The organism is Vibrio sp. KMM 9700 (assembly GCF_058545285.1).
The window spans coordinates 459,365-477,114 of sequence record NZ_CM178589.1 but is presented as its reverse complement, the minus strand read 5'-3'; the positions used below and the strand labels follow the sequence as shown (position 1 = coordinate 477,114).

General features: G+C 42.2%; 16 protein-coding genes. 8 read left to right on the top strand and 8 right to left on the bottom strand.

Features of this window, described 5'->3' with window-relative positions; translation table 11 throughout:
* The first annotated feature begins 279 nt into the window (after positions 1–279).
* Both AC2VOY_RS02160 and AC2VOY_RS02155 read left to right on the top strand, forming a co-directional pair.
* Entirely contained in the window at positions 280–1,317 is a 1,038-nt protein-coding gene (locus AC2VOY_RS02160) for an HlyD family secretion protein (protein ID WP_491832000.1), read from the top strand.
* A gap of 22 nt (positions 1,318–1,339) precedes the next feature.
* The gene (locus AC2VOY_RS02155) at positions 1,340–2,878 is read left to right on the top strand and encodes a DHA2 family efflux MFS transporter permease subunit (protein WP_491831999.1); all 1,539 of its coding nucleotides are present in this window, start codon (positions 1,340–1,342) and stop codon (positions 2,876–2,878) included.
* 34 nt (positions 2,879–2,912) lie between these two features.
* On the opposite strand, the gene AC2VOY_RS02150 is transcribed toward AC2VOY_RS02155, so the two are convergent.
* The 4 genes from AC2VOY_RS02150 to AC2VOY_RS02135 all read right to left on the bottom strand — a co-directional run bounded on the left by AC2VOY_RS02150 (position 2,913) and on the right by AC2VOY_RS02135 (position 6,218).
* Entirely contained in the window at positions 2,913–3,440 is a 528-nt protein-coding gene (locus AC2VOY_RS02150) for a YchJ family metal-binding protein (protein ID WP_491831998.1), read from the bottom strand.
* A gap of 123 nt (positions 3,441–3,563) precedes the next feature.
* Entirely contained in the window at positions 3,564–4,814 is a 1,251-nt protein-coding gene (locus tag AC2VOY_RS02145) for an EAL and HDOD domain-containing protein (protein WP_491831997.1), read from the bottom strand.
* A gap of 71 nt (positions 4,815–4,885) precedes the next feature.
* A complete protein-coding gene (gene lpxH, locus AC2VOY_RS02140; RefSeq protein WP_491831996.1) occupies positions 4,886–5,611 on the bottom strand; it encodes a UDP-2,3-diacylglucosamine diphosphatase in 726 nt (241 codons plus the stop codon).
* Positions 5,612–5,726: 115 nt separating this feature from the next.
* Positions 5,727–6,218 carry a peptidylprolyl isomerase gene (locus AC2VOY_RS02135; RefSeq protein WP_491831995.1) on the bottom strand — a complete coding sequence of 164 codons (492 nt, stop codon included), beginning with the start codon at positions 6,216–6,218 and terminating at the stop codon, positions 5,727–5,729.
* 222 nt (positions 6,219–6,440) lie between these two features.
* On the opposite strand from AC2VOY_RS02135, the gene cysS reads away from it, so the two are divergent.
* Positions 6,441–7,823: a cysteine--tRNA ligase gene (gene cysS, locus AC2VOY_RS02130; RefSeq protein WP_491831994.1), complete on the top strand. Its 1,383-nt coding sequence runs from the start codon at positions 6,441–6,443 to the stop codon at positions 7,821–7,823.
* A 106-nt stretch (positions 7,824–7,929) separates the two neighbouring features.
* Positions 7,930–8,511 carry a thymidine kinase gene (locus tag AC2VOY_RS02125; RefSeq protein ID WP_491831993.1) on the top strand — a complete coding sequence of 194 codons (582 nt, stop codon included), beginning with the start codon at positions 7,930–7,932 and terminating at the stop codon, positions 8,509–8,511.
* A 238-nt stretch (positions 8,512–8,749) separates the two neighbouring features.
* On the opposite strand, the gene AC2VOY_RS02120 is transcribed toward AC2VOY_RS02125, so the two are convergent.
* The 4 genes from AC2VOY_RS02120 to cmoA all read right to left on the bottom strand — a co-directional run bounded on the left by AC2VOY_RS02120 (position 8,750) and on the right by cmoA (position 13,569).
* Positions 8,750–9,730 carry an alpha-L-glutamate ligase-like protein gene (locus tag AC2VOY_RS02120; protein ID WP_491831992.1) on the bottom strand — a complete coding sequence of 327 codons (981 nt, stop codon included), beginning with the start codon at positions 9,728–9,730 and terminating at the stop codon, positions 8,750–8,752.
* A 3-nt stretch (positions 9,731–9,733) separates the two neighbouring features.
* The gene (locus AC2VOY_RS02115) at positions 9,734–11,248 is read right to left on the bottom strand and encodes an inactive transglutaminase family protein (RefSeq protein WP_491831991.1); all 1,515 of its coding nucleotides are present in this window, start codon (positions 11,246–11,248) and stop codon (positions 9,734–9,736) included.
* A 303-nt stretch (positions 11,249–11,551) separates the two neighbouring features.
* Positions 11,552–12,526: a tRNA 5-methoxyuridine(34)/uridine 5-oxyacetic acid(34) synthase CmoB gene (cmoB, locus tag AC2VOY_RS02110; protein WP_491831990.1), complete on the bottom strand. Its 975-nt coding sequence runs from the start codon at positions 12,524–12,526 to the stop codon at positions 11,552–11,554.
* Positions 12,527–12,840: 314 nt separating this feature from the next.
* A complete protein-coding gene (cmoA, locus tag AC2VOY_RS02105) occupies positions 12,841–13,569 on the bottom strand; it encodes a carboxy-S-adenosyl-L-methionine synthase CmoA (protein ID WP_491831989.1) in 729 nt (242 codons plus the stop codon).
* A gap of 301 nt (positions 13,570–13,870) precedes the next feature.
* Between cmoA and aspS the strand changes: the two genes are divergently transcribed.
* From aspS to ruvA, 4 genes are all read left to right on the top strand, one after another.
* Positions 13,871–15,649, top strand: coding sequence for an aspartate--tRNA ligase (gene aspS / locus AC2VOY_RS02100; RefSeq protein WP_491831988.1), 1,779 nt, complete (start codon positions 13,871–13,873; stop codon positions 15,647–15,649).
* Positions 15,650–15,726: 77 nt separating this feature from the next.
* Positions 15,727–16,335: a LysE/ArgO family amino acid transporter gene (locus AC2VOY_RS02095; RefSeq protein WP_491831987.1), complete on the top strand. Its 609-nt coding sequence runs from the start codon at positions 15,727–15,729 to the stop codon at positions 16,333–16,335.
* 4 nt (positions 16,336–16,339) lie between these two features.
* Positions 16,340–16,861, top strand: a complete 522-nt coding sequence (gene ruvC / locus AC2VOY_RS02090; RefSeq protein WP_491831986.1) for a crossover junction endodeoxyribonuclease RuvC — start codon at positions 16,340–16,342, stop codon at positions 16,859–16,861.
* Between the two features lie 140 nt (positions 16,862–17,001).
* Positions 17,002–17,607 carry a Holliday junction branch migration protein RuvA gene (gene ruvA / locus AC2VOY_RS02085; RefSeq protein ID WP_491831985.1) on the top strand — a complete coding sequence of 202 codons (606 nt, stop codon included), beginning with the start codon at positions 17,002–17,004 and terminating at the stop codon, positions 17,605–17,607.
* Positions 17,608–17,750 lie beyond the last annotated feature (143 nt).

Genomic DNA, 17,750 nt, shown 5'->3' with positions numbered 1-17,750 from the left:
TACTCTTCATATTTGAAACTGCAGCGGCGTTAACTGCTCTACGTCACCCTAGTCACATATTCTTATATGTTCCTAGGGATTCCTCGCTTGTTGCCTTGCTGCAATTCCAACTATTTTGAGTATAGCTTTTGCTGTTTAGCTATTTTGGATAATAAAATAAATAGATTTACATCTTCTTACAATTGGCTTAAAATTTGTTGCACACTTGGATAGTAAAAATAGTATTTTTTATCCAAACTGACTTTCTTTATCCTTCCTGCTTAAATACTGAGAAAGAAAATGAGCCAAGATCCTAAAACCAATTCTAAACGCCGCTTCTTTTTATATGTGGTGCCACTTTTAGTTATTCTCCTTAGTTTAGGGGTTTATCTGGCAACAGGACGTTATGTGAGCACAGAAAATGCTTATGTGAAGGCTGATAAAACGCCAATTCGCGCAGAAGTTTCAGGGAAGATAGTCAAAACATTTGTGGATGATAACCAAAGCGTTAAAGCAGGTGATCCACTTTTTCAAATTGATCCTGCCAGTTATGAAATTGCCCTTGAGCAAGCCAAAGCCAATCTTTTAGATGTGAAAGCCAACTTATTTGCGCAACAATCAGCCTATCAAAGCAAATTAAAAGAACTGAAATTACTTGAAAGTGAATATGCGTATCATCAAAAAGAAGAAGCGCGTCAAAAACAAATGCGTAGCAAAAATTATTTGTCTGCCGCTGAGTTTGATAAAGCCCATCAAAGCAGCCAAATTGACCGCATTAGTATTGAAATGATCCAAGCGGACTTAAATAAAATCGAAGCGACTTTAAATGGTGATGTCAAAGCAGATGTGAGCGAGCATCCAAAATATAAAGCAGCACTTGCAGCAATTAAACAAGCTGAGCTTAATTTAAAACATACCCTTATTAAAGCGCCAACCGATGGCGTGGTGACTGAAACAGCCAAACTCGGGCAACTGGTTTCACCTACAAATATTACCACCGTCTTGGTCGGTGACACTCACTTATGGATTGAAGCTAACTACACTGAAAAAGAGCTCACTTATGTGCGTGTAGGGCAAGAGGTTGAGATCAATATCGACAATGCCCCCGATTATACATGGACAGGCAAAGTGGAAAGCATGAGCCCTGCAACCGGCGCTGAATTTTCGGTGATCCCTGCAGAAAACGCAACCGGTAACTGGGTGAAAGTCACCCAACGTTTACCAATCAGAATTGCGATTGATCCGCAGCCAGAGGCGCCAAAATTACGCGCCGGTTTAAGCGCAGATATAACAGTCGATACTAAGCATCACCGCAGTTTATTTGGTTTGAGTTTATAGTCCTTGAGAAGAGAGTTTAGATATGAGTGAGATAACTCAAAACGAACAGGCTCTAAAGGACGCGAAGCAGGTTTCACATCAACGGATTTTTATTACTTTATCCGTGATGTTAGCAACGATAATCCAAGCCTTGGATACCACAATCGCCAATGTTGCCTTGCCGCATATGCAAGGGGCAATGGGTGCGACGCAAGATCAGATCTCTTGGGTCTTGACCTCTTACATTGTTGCCGCAGCAATTTGTATGCCATTGACGGGTTTCTTGGCTGCCAAAATAGGGCGCAAACGCTTATTTGTGATTTCAGTGATTGGCTTTACGCTCGCATCTATGATGTGTGGCGCGGCGCAATCGCTTGATCAAATTATCTTGTTCCGCTTGCTGCAAGGGGTTTTTGGGGCAAGTTTGGTGCCTTTATCTCAATCAGTGCTGCTCGATACTTATCCAAAAGAAAAGCATGCGCAAGCGATGGCGATGTGGGGCATCGGCGTTATGGTTGGGCCTATCCTTGGGCCATCACTGGGTGGTTGGCTGACAGAGTATTATAACTGGCGCTGGGTGTTTTATATTAATATCCCATTTGGCCTTATGGCATGGCTTGGGATCACGACTTTTGTCAAAGAAACCAAGCTGGATAAAGACCGTCAGTTTGACTTATTTGGTTTTGGATTATTAGCGATTGCAATCGGCAGTTTGCAAATGATGCTGGATCGCGGCGAGTCGCAAAACTGGTTCACCAGCTATGAAATCATCATTGAAAGCATGTTAGCTGCGCTTGGCTTTTATATGTTTGTGGTCCACAGTTTAACCGCGAAAAAGCCATTTCTTGAGCCAAGTATGTTTCGTGATAAAAACTTTGTTGTGGGGATCACCCTTGGCTTTATCCTCGGAGTCATTTTGCTCACCACTATGTCACTTTTGCCGCCATTTATGCAAACCTTGATGGGCTATCCTGTCATAGATGTTGGGCTTTTACTCACGCCACGCGGTTTTGGCACCATGACAGGCATGATGTTAGTCGGGCGTTTGGCAACACGTGTGGATTTACGTGCATTAATTTGCACAGGGCTTGTGCTGCTGGTGTTCTCTCTCAACGTGATGACCCAATTTACCTTAGACACGAGTCAGTTTGAGATTATCTGGTCTGGGATTGTGCAAGGACTTGGCTTAGGTCTGATCTTTGTACCGCTTTCAACTATTACCTTTTCAACAATTAATCCTGCGTTTCGCAATGATGCGACCTCGCTGTATAGTTTGATTCGTAATATAGGGAGTAGTATCGGAATATCGGTAGTGACCACTTACTTGGCGCACCGCATTCAAATTAACCATGCGGTGTTTTCTGAATACATTACGCCGCACAGTGTTGCCTTGCAGCGTGCGGTGGATTTAGGCCAAATGAACCTTGACTCCACCAAGGGGCTTGCAGCAATTGACGCTTTAGTGAATCAACAAGCTGCAACCTTGGGCTATCTGCAAGACTTTCGGTTAATGATGTGGGTGTCTTTGATTGCGTTTCCGCTGGTGTTTTTATTACGCCCAGTAAAAGCCAAAAAAGCTTAATTTAAACAAGTGTGCGCTTAACCGTGACTCAGGTTTAAGCGCAGCACTTTTTAAACTTTTTGCCGCTGCCACACGGGCAAGGATCATTGCGGCCAACTTTTATTTGCTGTACGGGCATTTGCATCAATGATTCTTGCTCAGCTTCTACTTCTGGCGCATCTGGCGCTTGCATCTCGCCATCAATATAAAACCATTGTCCATCTTCAAACACAAAGCGTGACTTTTCGTGCATGCAATATTGCGCGCCATCCTCGCTAAAATAGGCCTTGAATTCAACAAAGCCTTGATTATCTTTTATGTCTGAAGTTTGAACAATTTCAAGCCCTTGCCATTGGCTTTGGGTAGACTCAGCAATTTGCGCACGCTCTTCACTCGCATGGCAACTAGGATGATAGGTATTCACAATAAAATCCACCAAACCTAAAACATGGGCGCTGTATCGAGCCTGCATCAACGCGACAGGTTTAATCGCGGATTGTGGATTTTGGTGAACGGGTTGGCAGCAAGTTGCATAAGAAGCGCCTTGTTGACAAGGACATGGCTGAGATGAAGAATGAGTCATAAGAGATTACCAGTGATTACTTATTGGTGAGTGCTGAGGGTTTATTTAAAGTAAAAAGCCTAATTTTAAAAACTAGGCATTTAGGTTTGAGTCGTGTTTAAACGCTAATAACTTAGCGCCAACTCAAAATGGTTCAGAGGATAAGCAGTCTTCAATTTTTACTGTATCTTTGAGCCAGACTTGGGTTTGGTTGTATAAATTGGCAATATTGGATTTATCCAATGTTAATTTTTCACATAATTGCTCAAATAAAGCATATTGCTGAGTTTCATAGGCGACAACCAGATGCAGTAGTGCACCGTACTGGCCTTTATAGTTTTCGAGCGCTGCATGTGCTCCTGCAGATAGACAGATATTATCACGCGCACTCGCATCTAACATCGGCTCTAAAAACGAATATACGCCAATGAAAAAAGAATCCGATGCATTTAATTTGGGAAAATGATTTTGGGTAATTAATTCTAAAAACTTAGCCCGAGAAATCGCTTGATTATAAAGAGTGCGAATTTGTAAGCTGGTTTTATCAGAAATAGTCGAAAAAATCGTCAGTATTAAGAATAAACGCAGCATTTCACTGCCAATTTTTTCAATCGCTTCTTGAAAGTCAGTGATCGGCTCATCGTTACCGAGCATATATTGAGCAAAGTGGATAAAACGATAAGATAAAACGATATCGTGACGGATAATATACTCAAAAAACTTACGACTAATTTTAGCATCTGCAACACAGTGACCAGCACGCAATAAAGCTAGGAAAGATAGGTTTTCAAATTTATTTTGATAGATGACTGGGCGGCTAAAATAATAGCCTTGAAACCAAGTAAAACCTGCGGCAAAGCACTTGTCAAACTCTTCTTTGGTTTCAATCTTTTCGGCTAAGAAAGTCAGCTGATGGGCTGCAAGTTTGTGCATTTGACGCTGAGCTTCTTCAATTGAAACAAGATGGATATCAAATTTAATAATTGAAATATAAGGATAAAACTCTTCCCAGTCAGAATGTGGGATATAATCATCTAAAGCAAAAACATAGCCTTTGGCATGAAGTTTTTTGACCGCGTTGAGAAGTTTTTGATCCGGAATGCAGGTTTCTAAAATCTCAATCACAATATTTTGCGGAGGGAGCAAAAGTGGGATTTCATTGACGATGCTTTCATAAGGGAAATTAATGAAATTTAAATAGTCATCGTTATTGTACTCTTTATTTTTGAACTGGCTTGGCGCAGTAAAAAAACTATTTGTCAGCAGGCGGCTGGTCGCAACATCCGCTTCAATGTCAGGAAAAGAATTGGTCGGCCCATCTCTAAATAATAACTCATACGCAATTGTTTGTTGGTCTTTATCAACAATTGGCTGGCGGGCATGATATCTGTACACAATTTTCCCTTAACATTCATAAAATTTTGATTCTATAACAAAATAAGCCAAGCAGTGTCAATATTCAAGCATTAGAGTGCAAGCTTTTGCACAGAGAAGCCTGTTGGTTCACAAAATAGCAGATAAGCGTGTGAGCCCCAGTCACCTAGAACATATCGGGTTAAAGTTTGACCTTTTACTTGATATGTATGAGTGTTGGGTCTATGCGTATGACCGTGAACAAGCTGGGTGACTTGGTGCTTGTGCATCACGTTAAGCACAGCCGCTTGGTTCACATCCATAATAGAGAGAGATTTATCTTGCTTGGTTTGTTTCGCTTTGCTTTGGACATTTGTAATAATTTTTTGGCGAATAAAGCGTGGGATAGCTAAAAATAAAACTTGTAGCCATTTTTGTTGCACTTTTTCGCGAAAAGCAAGGTACTGATGATCATCCGTGCATAAGGTATCCCCATGCATAATAAGAGTCGGGATGCCGTAAAGATCGATCACTGTTTCTTCATCAAGTAGGGCAACGCCTGTCTGTTTACTGAATTTCTGGCCAACTAAAAAGTCACGATTACCAAAGATAAAATAACAAGGCACACCTGAATCGGTTAAAGTTTTAAGTTTTGCACGAATGCTGTTGGCAAATTCTGAGTTATCATCATCACCGCCCCAAAATTCAAATAAATCACCCAATATATACACAGCGTCGGCTGTGGTGGCAGCTTGGCTTTGGAGTAAATCAAAAAAGCCTTGATTAAGCAAAGGCGTACTCGGTGAAAGGTGAAGATCAGCAATAAATAATGTATGCATAAGTTTGATAACAAAGAATGGATAGCGAAAGACTTGCTAAAACCTTACTTATAAAAGCAAAAACGGTTTTAGCAAGTAAAAAGATTTAAAATATTTAAATCAGCATGTGATGTGATTAAGCGATAGTTACGCCTGTGATCACAACTTCTTCTAGTGGCACGTCTTGGTGCATGCCCATAGAACCAGTATCCACACCTTTGATTTTGTTTACTACGTCCATGCCCTCTGCAACTTCAGCAAACACGCAATAACCCCAACCATCTAAAGATTCAGAGCGAAAATCTAGGAAAGTGTTGTCATTCACATTGATGAAAAACTGAGAACTTGCTGAATGTGGTTCCATCGTACGTGCCATAGCTAGGGTGCCAACTTTGTTGCTTAGGCCGTTATTTGCTTCATTTTTGATTGGCGCACGTGTGTTCTTTTCTTTCAATCCTGAAGTCATACCACCACCTTGGATCATGAAACCATCGATCACACGGTGAAAAAGAGTGTTGTCATAAAAACCATCTTTGCAATATTGAAGAAAGTTTGCACAAGTTTCCGGTGCTTTGTCTTCAAGTAGGTTTACAGAAATGTCACCGAAGTTTGTATGTAAAGTAATCATTGTTGATCCTTTGTGTTATCACGAAAAAATAAGAATGCTCATTCTATAATAAGTTGCCTCAGATTCAAAACCTGACGAGATCGGTTTGAAGCCAAGTCGAACTCTTGCTTAATCTTTCACCTAGAATGTTTTTTCAGGTGTTTAAAAGTAAGATTTTATCGACTTCGGTTTGGGTTTGCGTATAATTAAGCAAAGTTAAATATCTGAAAAGAATCGATAGCCATGCTTAAAATATATAACTCTCTGACTCGACAAAAAGAAGAATTCAAGCCCATTCATGCTGGCAAAGTAAGCATGTATGTATGTGGAGTAACCATTTACGATCTCTGCCATATTGGTCATGGTCGTACTTTTGTTGCCTTTGATGTGATCTCGCGCTACTTGCGCTATGTTGGGTTAGATCTAACTTTTGTTCGTAATATTACGGACATTGACGATAAAATTATCAAACGTGCTGCTGAAAATGGCGAATCATGTGAAAGCTTAACTGAGCGTTTAATTGGTGAGATGCATCAAGATTTTGATGCGCTTAATATTAAACGTCCGGATGTAGAGCCAAGAGCGACTCATCATATCGCAGACATCATCACTTTAGTTGAACGCTTGATTGAGCGTGATTTTGCTTATGTTGCTGACAACGGCGATGTGATGTTTGAAGTGAAGAAGTTTGCAGAATACGGCAAGCTATCTGGTCAAGATCTAGATATGTTGCAAGCAGGCGCGCGCGTTGATATTGAAACCGCAAAACGCAGTCCAATGGATTTTGTGTTGTGGAAAATGTCAAAAGAAGGTGAACCTGCATGGCCATCGCCATGGGGGGAAGGTCGCCCAGGTTGGCACATCGAATGTTCTGCAATGAACAAAGCTATTTTAGGTGATCACTTTGATATTCACGGTGGCGGCTCTGATCTTCAGTTCCCACACCATGAAAATGAAATTGCACAATCTTGCTGCGCCCATGACACGCCATATGTGAATACTTGGATGCACTCAGGTATGGTGATGGTTGATCGTGAGAAAATGGCTAAATCTTTGGGCAATTTCTTTACTATTCGTGATGTTCTAGCCAATTATGACGCTGAATCTGTGCGTTATTTCTTGATGTCTGGGCATTATCGCAGTCAGCTAAACTATAGCGAAGAGAACCTAAATCAAGCACGCGCGTCACTGGAGCGTTTATATACGTCATTGCGTGGCCTTGATTTAAACAAAGCGCCAGCTGGTGGCAGCGAGTTTATCGAAAAATTCAGCCAAGCTATGAATGATGATTTCAACACGCCAGAAGCTTACTCTGTACTCTTTGATATGGCGCGTGAAATTAACCGCCTGAAAACATCTGATTTGGATAAAGCATCAGCACTTGGCGCATTAATGCGCGAGTTGGGTGATGTGTTGGGTATCTTGCATCAAGATCCTGAATCCTTCCTCAAAGGTGACAGCGCAGATGACAGCGAAGTGGCTGAAATTGAAGGCTTAATTAAGCTGCGTAATGACTCGCGTGAAAATAAAGATTGGGCTAATGCTGATCTTGCGCGTGATAAGCTAAATGAGCTTGGCATTATTTTAGAAGATGGGCCAGAGGGCACAACTTGGCGCCGTAAATAAAATACGCTGCGTATAATAATGAATAAAATATAAAAAGCTGAGTCTTATACTTGGCTTTTTTTATGAGTTAACATATTTATAAATAAAAGATTTAAAGGAAAGCCCCGTGGCACAAATGTACTTTTACTACTCGTCAATGAATGCGGGTAAATCAACAACTTTGCTCCAATCTTCATTTAACTATCAAGAACGTGGCATGAATCCTGTGATTTTCACGGCAGAAATCGATAACCGAGATGAAGTTGGGAAGGTGAGTTCAAGGATTGGCTTAAAAGCCGATGCCTATTTATATAATCTTGAAACTGATCTGTTTGACGAAGTTGAAAAATTGCTGAGCCAAGGGCCGATTCATTGCGTGATGATAGATGAATGCCAATTTTTAAATAAAGATCAAGTTTTTCAGTTGACTCAAGTTGTTGATAAATTGCATATTCCTGTGCTGTGTTATGGTCTTCGTACCGACTTTTTAGGTGAGTTATTTGAAGGTAGCCAATATCTTCTAGCTTGGGCGGATAAGCTAGTCGAACTTAAAACCATCTGTCACTGTGGACGTAAAGCCAACATGGTATTGCGTTTAGATGAGAACCACAAAGCAGTGTCTCATGGCGATCAAGTAGCGATTGGTGGCAATGATAGATATGAATCCGTGTGTCGCGAGCATTATAAAGAAGCGTTAGGCTTATTATAAAATTAACTTTATTGATGCAAAGTATCATGCTTAGATAATAAAAAAGACTTCCAAGAGTATTCAAGGAAGTCTTTTATTATTTGGGGCATTAAAAACTATTTTTATATACTCTTCATATTTGAAACTGCAGCGGCGTTAACTGCTCTGCGTCACCCTAGTCACATATTCTTATATGCTCCTAGGGGTTCCTTGCTTGTTGCCTTGCTGCAATTCCAACTATTTTGAGTATAGTAGAGGATTACTCTTCAAAAAATAGCGGCTTGGCGCCGAATTGCTGCGCAGAATATGCCACACGCTCAGCAGGTTTTGGATATTCTGCTGGGACGCCCATATTTTCGATATGTTGTAGGCGAGGCAATAAACCTGCGCCATTGGCAATTTGAATCGCAAGACCTGGGCGCGCGTTTAGCTCAAGCACCATAGGGCCTTCGTGCTTATCCAGCACCATATCTGTACCCATATAGCCAAGACCTGTCATTTCCCAAGCACTTGAGGCTAAAGTTAGCAGGCGCTCCCAATCTGGCACCTGAAGCTCAGAAAGTGCGCGACCTGTATCAGGGTGATGGGTAATAGGGCGGTCAAATTGCACCGCGCGCACAGCTTTACCTGTCGCAATATCAATCCCTACGCCTACTGCGCCTTGGTGAAGGTTGGCTTTGCCATCTGATGCAGCCGTTGAGCAGCGCATCATTGCCATCACAGGGTAGCCTTTAAACACAATCACGCGAATATCTGGCACGCCTTCATAGCTAAAGCCTTCAAAAGCTTCATCATCAAACTGGATTAAGTTTTCGACTACCGCCACATCATTTTTACCCCCAAGCGAGAACAGCCCCGCAAGTGAGTTAGAGATATGACGTTCGACGTCTTCTTTGCCAATTTCTTGACCTGAAGGTTTCACATACACACCGTCTTTGTGTTTGACGATAACTAAAATACCTTTACCGCCACTGCCTTGCGCAGGTTTAATCACAAAGCCTGGCCAGTCTTTGACCATCTCATGAATGCGGCGTACTTCTGCTTGTTGACCAATCACGCCGATGAGCTTAGGCACTGTTGCGCCATGTTGCTGAGCGATGATTTTAGTCTTGAGCTTATCATCCACCAAAGGGTATTTTGAGCGATCATTGTAACGGCCAATATAGTGACCATTACGCTTGTTCATGCCCATAATGCCTTTGGCTTTTAACTTACTCGGTGAGGTAAAGTTCTCAAACATACTTTAGTCCTCCGCAAGTGGTTTAAAGCGGCGCAGCTCGGTTAAACGATAACCAGTGTAGTTACCTAGGGCTAAGATACAAGCTAAGATAATGAACTGAGTACCAATAAAGTTAAAGGTAATGTGTTGAACATAATCATTGGTCATTGCAAGGTAAACAAATACCGCAGTCAGTAGCGAGCCACCGCCTTGCATAAAGACTTCTTTCGCGCCTTCTTCTTCCCACAGAATCGACATACGTTCAATGGTCCAAGAAAGGATGATCATAGGGAAGAAAGTAATGGTTAAACCTTCTTGCAGACCCATGTTAAAGGCAACGATCGTGAACACTGAGATAATCAAGATAACCGTGATGATCACCGCAGATATCCTTGCCACCAAGAGCAGGTTGAGCTTGGAGAGGTAACCGCGAATCACCAAACCAGTACCGACAATCAATAAGAAACCAACAATACCTGTGACTAATTGAGTTTGTACGAAAGCTACGGCGATCAGTACTGGCATGAAAGTACCAGATGTTTTCAGACCAATCAGTACGCGTAGGAACACAACAATTAGTGCGCCGATAGGGATCAGCATAATAGTTTTAAACATAGATTGCTCTTCAAGTGGCAAGCTATGAATAGAGAAGTTAAGCAGGTTGTCTGCAATCACTTTTTGATCCGTAGCCACGCTCGGGGTAACGTTTTGCTTGATCATAGAGAACAGAACTTTAGAATTTTTACCGCCAATCACATCAAGCAGTGAAACATTTGATTCATCCCAAACCAATAGGTTTTTCGGATCAATAGTTTCCGCGCTTTCTAAATCAGGGTTAAACAGTTGCCAGACATTGCCATCCCAAACTTCAACCATAGGCATCACTGATTGACGACGACGACCATCTTCAAGCACCACAACACCAACCGTTTTGCTGTGAATTTCAGACAGTGACAATAAGTTAACCATAGCTTGTGATTTAGACATGTCATCTAACAGCAGCGATGCATTTTGGTTATCTTCATCATTTAATTGCTTGATCACTTCACGTGCAAAGGTGACGTTATCCGCTGAGCGCTGAGTTGCTTGCTCTAAAATAGCTACAACAGCTGACTCTTGTGGGCCAGTAAATGCCACTTCAGGGAATTCATCTTCAACTGGTGGGATAATTTGTGATTTTGCGTTGGGATCAACTAAGAATTGAGTTTTGTAATAGATGTTTTGCGTGCCGCTAGCTTTGTTAATCGACCATTCAGCGCGACGGCCACTGTCTGTATCGACATAAGATAAGCCGTAACCTGGAGACGATGCGCTTTCTTCAACAAGTGTGAAGCCTTTTTGTGTTGCCGGCGCAGCAAGTGAAACTTTTACTGCATCGCCTTTGGCTTCAAATTCAATCAGAGCTTCAACATCCCAAACTTGTCGAGATTCGCCCGGAGTCCAAGGCACCCCATAATCTTGGTGGCGCATAATGCTCAAAGTCACACCTGTGATTACAAGTATGGCAATGAGAAAATAAAATGGCACGCGTGACGTCATAATTTTTCCTTAAGCTATTTTTATTTAGTTATAAACCCAGTTGCTGCGCGTTGAATAAGATGGTGCTTATATCAGTGCAATCAACTGGGTATTCAATCCAATGATATTTATAAGAGTTTACACCTTTACGCCTTGATTGTAGAAGCATATTTATATCTTTTAACTCGAAATTCACCAAAAAAAGGTTTTTAAAAGCGCAATTGTTTCATTTTTAATCAAGTGCAAATCAATCAAGGTTAAATATATGTTAAAGGCATAGCTAACTCAATGGTTTGCTTGATGTCATTTGTTAAATGTTAGTTTTTAATTCGGTTTGTTGGCAATTAAAATAGCGCGACGTGGTGCTGGATAGCCTTCAATGGTTTTACTTGGATCATTTGGATCAACATAATCAGGCAATGAGTTGTGGGTCATCCACGAAGTGGTGCGCTGCTCATCAAGGCTGGTGACGTTTTCATCTACAATGCGAACATTCACAAAGCCAACTTTTTCTAACCAAACTTTTAACGCTTTAGCTGATGGGAAGAAGTACACATTGCGCATTTGTGCGTAGCGATCAAAAGGCACCAGAACTGCGTTTTCATCCCCTTCAATCACTAAGGTTTCAAGGATCAGCTCGCCGCCTGCAACTAACTGGTTTTTAAGCTGTTCTAAATGCTCAATCGGTGATTTTCTATGATACAACACACCCATACTAAAGACAGTATCAAAGGCTTCAAGTGTTGGTAGTTGTTCAATCCCTAGAGGCAAGTGATGAATACGCTGATCATTGCCCATGAGTTTGCGAATGGCTTCAAACTGAATTAAGAAAAGGTGTGATGGGTCGATGCCGACACAAAAGCGCGCGCCAGCGCCAAGCATGCGCCACATATGATAACCATTGCCACAACCGACATCGAGCACATGACGATTGGTGAGATCAGAAATATGCGGCAGCAGGCGATCCCATTTCCAATCTGAGCGCCATTCCGTTTCAATTTCAATCCCATGCATGTCAAATGGGCCTTTGCGCCAAGGGTGGAAGGTGCGCAATAGGTTTTCGAGTTTTTTCAATTCACCTTGGGCCAGCGGTGCATGATTGGCAACTTTTACTTGCTCTTTGAGCTCGATGATATCTGGCGTATCACTTGGGATTTTATCTAATGCTTTGAGCCAACGTGCAAAGTCACCGTGTTCGGCATTTTGCCAGTCGGTAAGCTGCTGTGGCAGGGTGTTGAGCCAGTGTTGCAGGCGAGTGTCTTGCGCAATGATTTGGTAAAAGTTAGCAAAGTTAAACATATGTGTGTCTTAATATAAGGGTGAAAGTGGTGAATGTTATTTTTTATTTTGAAGCGAAAGCTTGATTTAAGATGAGGAGTGAGGAATAGACTGGAGAAAAGCATAAAAATACATGGATGTATTTTTATGAGCGCCCATGGATGGTTTAAGCGCCTTTTCAAAAGTCTATCCTTACTACTCATTTGAGCTAAATTTTTAGCGATCATTACTTTGAGTTAAGACTACGTCATTGCAAACATCGACCCAAAAAATATATGACTCGGTCGAATTAGCGCAGTTAACGCAGTTGCAGCTTCAAATATAAAAGGTATAGATTATTTAATTGCAAACATAGAGCCAAAGTTAAAGCACTGAAACCAAACCTCAGACGAACTAAAGCCAATTTTAGCAAAACGCTCTTTATGAGTTTGAATACTATCAGGGCGCATCACATGCTCAATCGCACTACGTTTTTGACTGATTTCAAGCTCGCTATACCCATTGGCACGCTTAAAATCATGGTGCAAATCAATCAATAATTCATGCGAAGCCTCATCTTCAAAGATATACTTTTCAGACAAGACCAAAATGCCGCCTTTATTTAAGCCTTGATAGACCTTCTCAAGCAGCGCATATCTATCTTCAGGGGCTAAAAACTGCAAAGTGAAATTCAGCACCACCATTGATGCATTTTTAATCTCGATTTCGCGAATATCCGCTTCAATCACCTCAACCGGCGTGTCTGCGCGATAAGCTTCAATGTGTAACTTACAACGCTCAACCATAGCGCTCGAATTATCCACAGCGATGATTTGGCAGTTTTCTTGATCAATATGACGACGCATAGATAAAGTTGCCGCGCCCAGCGAGCAGCCGAGATCATAAATATTCGTGCCCGTTTTGACATAACGCTGCGCCAACATGCCAATAGCCGAAATAATATTGCTATAGCCCGGCACCGAGCGTTGGATCATGTCTGGAAAGACTTCTACAACTTTTTCATCAAATTGGAAATCGCCCATTTTTTCAATCGGCGCAGAAAATATTTGGTCACGTTGGCTCATGTTTGGCTCGTTTGGTTCGTCTTATAAAACGCATATTTTAAGCCAATCAGTTTTATTGTCCAATAAGATATAAAGCAGAATCAAAGAAGAGAGAAGAAAATGCGCGAATTTGATTAAAAAATAACTAAAAAAAACCTGTATCAGAAAATATATACTTAAAAACCGCTTTTTCTTATGACAAAGGTCGATTTTTTTGCCTGTTCCAAGTATAAATAGGGGATTGAAAATTTTTGATCTAGAGCGCAAAGCATTGACGCTTTAGATTTGGTATAACTTCTAATTAGAAATTGGGAAATTCATTATGCGTACCCAGTATTGTGGTCAATTAAACAAGTCTTTAGCAGGACAGAGCGTTGAGCTTTGTGGTTGGGTGAACCGTCGTCGTGACCTAGGTGGTCTGATTTTTATCGACATGCGAGATCGTGAAGGGATCGTACAGGTCGTTGTTGACCCGGATATGACGGAAATCTTCGCAACTGCGAACCAACTGCGTAATGAATTTTGTATCAAACTTGTGGGTGAAGTGCGCGCACGCCCAGAAAGCCAAATCAACAAAGACATGGCAACGGGTGAAGTTGAAGTCCTTGCCACTGGCCTTGAAATCATCAACCGCTCAGAAGCTTTGCCACTTGATTTTAACCAAGTGAACTCAGAAGAGCAGCGTCTAAAATACCGCTACCTTGATTTGCGTCGCCCTGAAATGAGCGATCGCATTAAACTGCGTGCACGCGCATCAAGCTTTGTTCGTCGTTATTTAGATGAGCATGGTTTCCTTGATATCGAAACCCCAGTGCTGACTAAAGCAACGCCAGAAGGCGCACGTGACTACTTGGTGCCAAGCCGTGTTCACAAAGGCAGCTTCTATGCTTTGCCACAATCACCACAGCTATTTAAACAATTGCTGATGATGTCTGGTTTTGACCGTTATTATCAAATCGTAAAATGCTTCCGTGATGAAGACTTACGCGCTGACCGTCAACCTGAATTTACTCAAATCGATATCGAAACTTCTTTCTTGAGCGCAGATCAAGTGCGTGAAATCACTGAAGGCATGGTTCACGATATGTGGAAAGAGCTTTTAGACGTTGAACTTGGTCAGTTCCCAACCATGACGTTTGCAGAAGCGATGCGTCGTTTTGGTTCTGATAAACCAGACTTACGTAACCCACTTGAACTGATTGATGTGGCTGATCTTGTGAAAGATGTTGAATTTAAAGTATTCAGCAGCCCAGCAAATGATGAAAAAGGCCGCGTAGCTGTGCTTTGTGTACCGGGTGGCGCATCACTTTCACGTAAGCAAATTGATGAATATGGCAAGTTTGTTGAAATCTATGGCGCGAAAGGTTTGGCATGGATGAAGGTTAACGACATCGATGCAGGCGCAGAAGGCGTTCAATCGCCAGTGGCTAAGTTCCTATCTGCTGATGTGATCAACGGCATTTTAGCGCGTACCAATGCTAAAACTGGCGACATCATCCTATTTGGCGCAGACAAAGCAAATGTTGTGGCGGAAGCGCTTGGCGCATTGCGTCTGAAGATTGGTCTAGATCTTGAAATTACGGATCTGAATGCATGGAAACCGCTTTGGGTTGTTGACTTCCCAATGTTTGAAGAAGATGACGAAGGCAACTTACATGCCATGCACCACCCATTCACCTCACCACTAGGCGTGACCCCAGAAGAGCTAAAAGCGAACCCTGCGGGCGTGAATTCAAATGCATACGACATGGTTTTAAACGGCTATGAAGTCGGTGGTGGTTCAGTGCGTATCCACAGCGGTGAAATGCAAGCAACTGTGTTTGATATCCTTGGCATTGATGAAAGCGAGCAGCAACTTAAATTTGGCTTCTTGCTTGACGCTTTAAAATACGGCACACCACCACACGCTGGCCTTGCATTTGGTCTGGATCGATTAGTGATGCTACTTTGCGGCACTGAAAACATCCGTGACGTGATTGCCTTCCCGAAAACAACCGCAGCAGCATGTCTGATGACCAATGCGCCAAGCGCAGCAAACCCTGCGGCGTTGGAAGAGCTTGCGATTAGTGTACGTGAAGCAAAAAAAGACGCTGACGCATAATCTAAGCGTGTTTTAGCTTTAAAAATATAAGCCCATGCCATGAATTTGGTGTGGGTTTTTTATCAGGGAAGAATTAAATGTTAAGTACCTATGTTTCGGGCTTTACGCTCGGACTTTCTTTGATCTTAGCCATCGGCTCACAAAATGCTTTTGTGATTAAGCAGGGCTTAAAACATCAACATGTGTTTTTAATTTGTCTTGTGTGCGCGTTATCGGATGCGATTTTAATCTCCCTTGGGGTCGCAGGGTTTGGTAAAATCATCCAAGCACACCCACAAATTGAATCTTTTGCACGCTACGCTGGCGCTATCTTTTTGTTTGTATATGGCTTTTTAAGTTTTAAAAGTGCCTTTACGCAAAGCCATCAACTCGATTTGAATCAAGAATCGACGCAAAGCGCGCTAAAATCGATTTTGATTTGTTTAGCGTTCACTTGGTTAAATCCGCATGTGTATTTAGATACAGTCGTATTGCTAGGCTCTATCTCAACCCAATATCAGCCGCATCAAATGCAATTTGCGATTGGCGCAGTGTCAGCCTCTTTTATATTTTTCTTTAGCTTAGGCTATGGCGCACGCTTATTAGCGCCAGTTTTTCAAAAACCGAAAGCATGGAAGATACTTGAGTTTATTGTTGGCTGTATGATGTGGGCGATTGGCTTTTCTTTAGTTTTTAGCGCAAGATAATTTTATGACTATTATTTTAGGGATCGATCCCGGCTCGCGGATCACAGGCTACGGCGTGATTGCGCAAAATGGCCGCCACTTGCAATATTTAGGTAGTGGCTGCATCCGCATGAGTGAAAAAGAGCTTCCCGGCCGGTTGAGACAAATTTACGCTGGGGTAAGTGAGATCATCACCCAATTTCAGCCCGATGTGTTTGCCATCGAAGAAGTCTTTATGGCAAAAAATGCCAGCTCGGCATTAAAGCTTGGGCAAGCGCGGGGCAGCGCTATTGTTGCAGCGGTGAATGCGGATTTACCTGTCTATGAATATGCAGCAAGGCTAATTAAACAGTCGGTGACAGGCACGGGCGGTGCGGATAAAACCCAAGTTCAGCATATGGTGATGTCTATGCTTAAACTCCCTGCACGACCGCAAGCCGATGCAGCGGATGCCTTAGGTGTGGCGATTTGTCATGCGAATACGAACAAAACTTTGGTGGCAATGGCGGGTAAGGCGACAGGGGCAAGGCGCGGGCGTTATCGCTGATTTTTTACTGGATATTTACACAGTTAACAAGTATTCTAGCTAGTATATAAGATTAAATATATTTCATTTGAGTAGGGGAGTGAACCCTGCTCATTGGTTTGCAAGAAGCAGCAAACATTGCTCAATTAAGGAATAAAATCGTGATAGGTCGTTTACGAGGCGTAATAATTGAAAAACAGCCACCAGAAGTCTTAATCGAAGTCGCTGGGGTAGGGTATGAAGTTCAAATGCCAATGAGCTGTTTTTATGAATTACCCAATGTGGGTGAAGAAGCCATTGTTTACACTCACTTTGTGGTCCGTGAAGATGCGCAGCTTTTATATGGCTTTAATACAGTAAAAGAGCGCGCACTTTTCCGTGAAGTGATTAAAGCCAATGGTGTCGGGCCAAAACTCGGTCTGGGCATTCTTTCTGGCATGACAGCAAATCAATTTGTGACTTGTGTTGAACATGAAGACATTAGCTCGCTAATTAAACTGCCAGGCGTTGGGAAGAAAACAGCAGAGCGCTTAGTGATTGAAATGCGCGATCGCCTCAAAGGCTGGGTCACGCAAGACTTATTTAATCAACCACTTGTGGATACGCACGCCGTCCTTGGTGAACAAAATGCGCAAGAAGAAGCGTTGAGCGCACTGGAATCACTTGGCTATAAACCAGCTACTGCTGCCAAAGTGATTAAACAAATTGCTAAAGCGGATATGAGCGCGGAAGATTTGATTAAAGAAGCTTTGAAATCTATGCTCTAGGTTTGCGAGCATTTTGACAAAAGAGGTTGTGCGTTAAGTGGAACAAAGATTTACTTGCACAAGGATGTGCAAGTCATAGCGCGCATGGATGCCTTGAGCGTCTTTGTGGAACTTATGCACATCCTCTTTGGTGTTCACTTTGC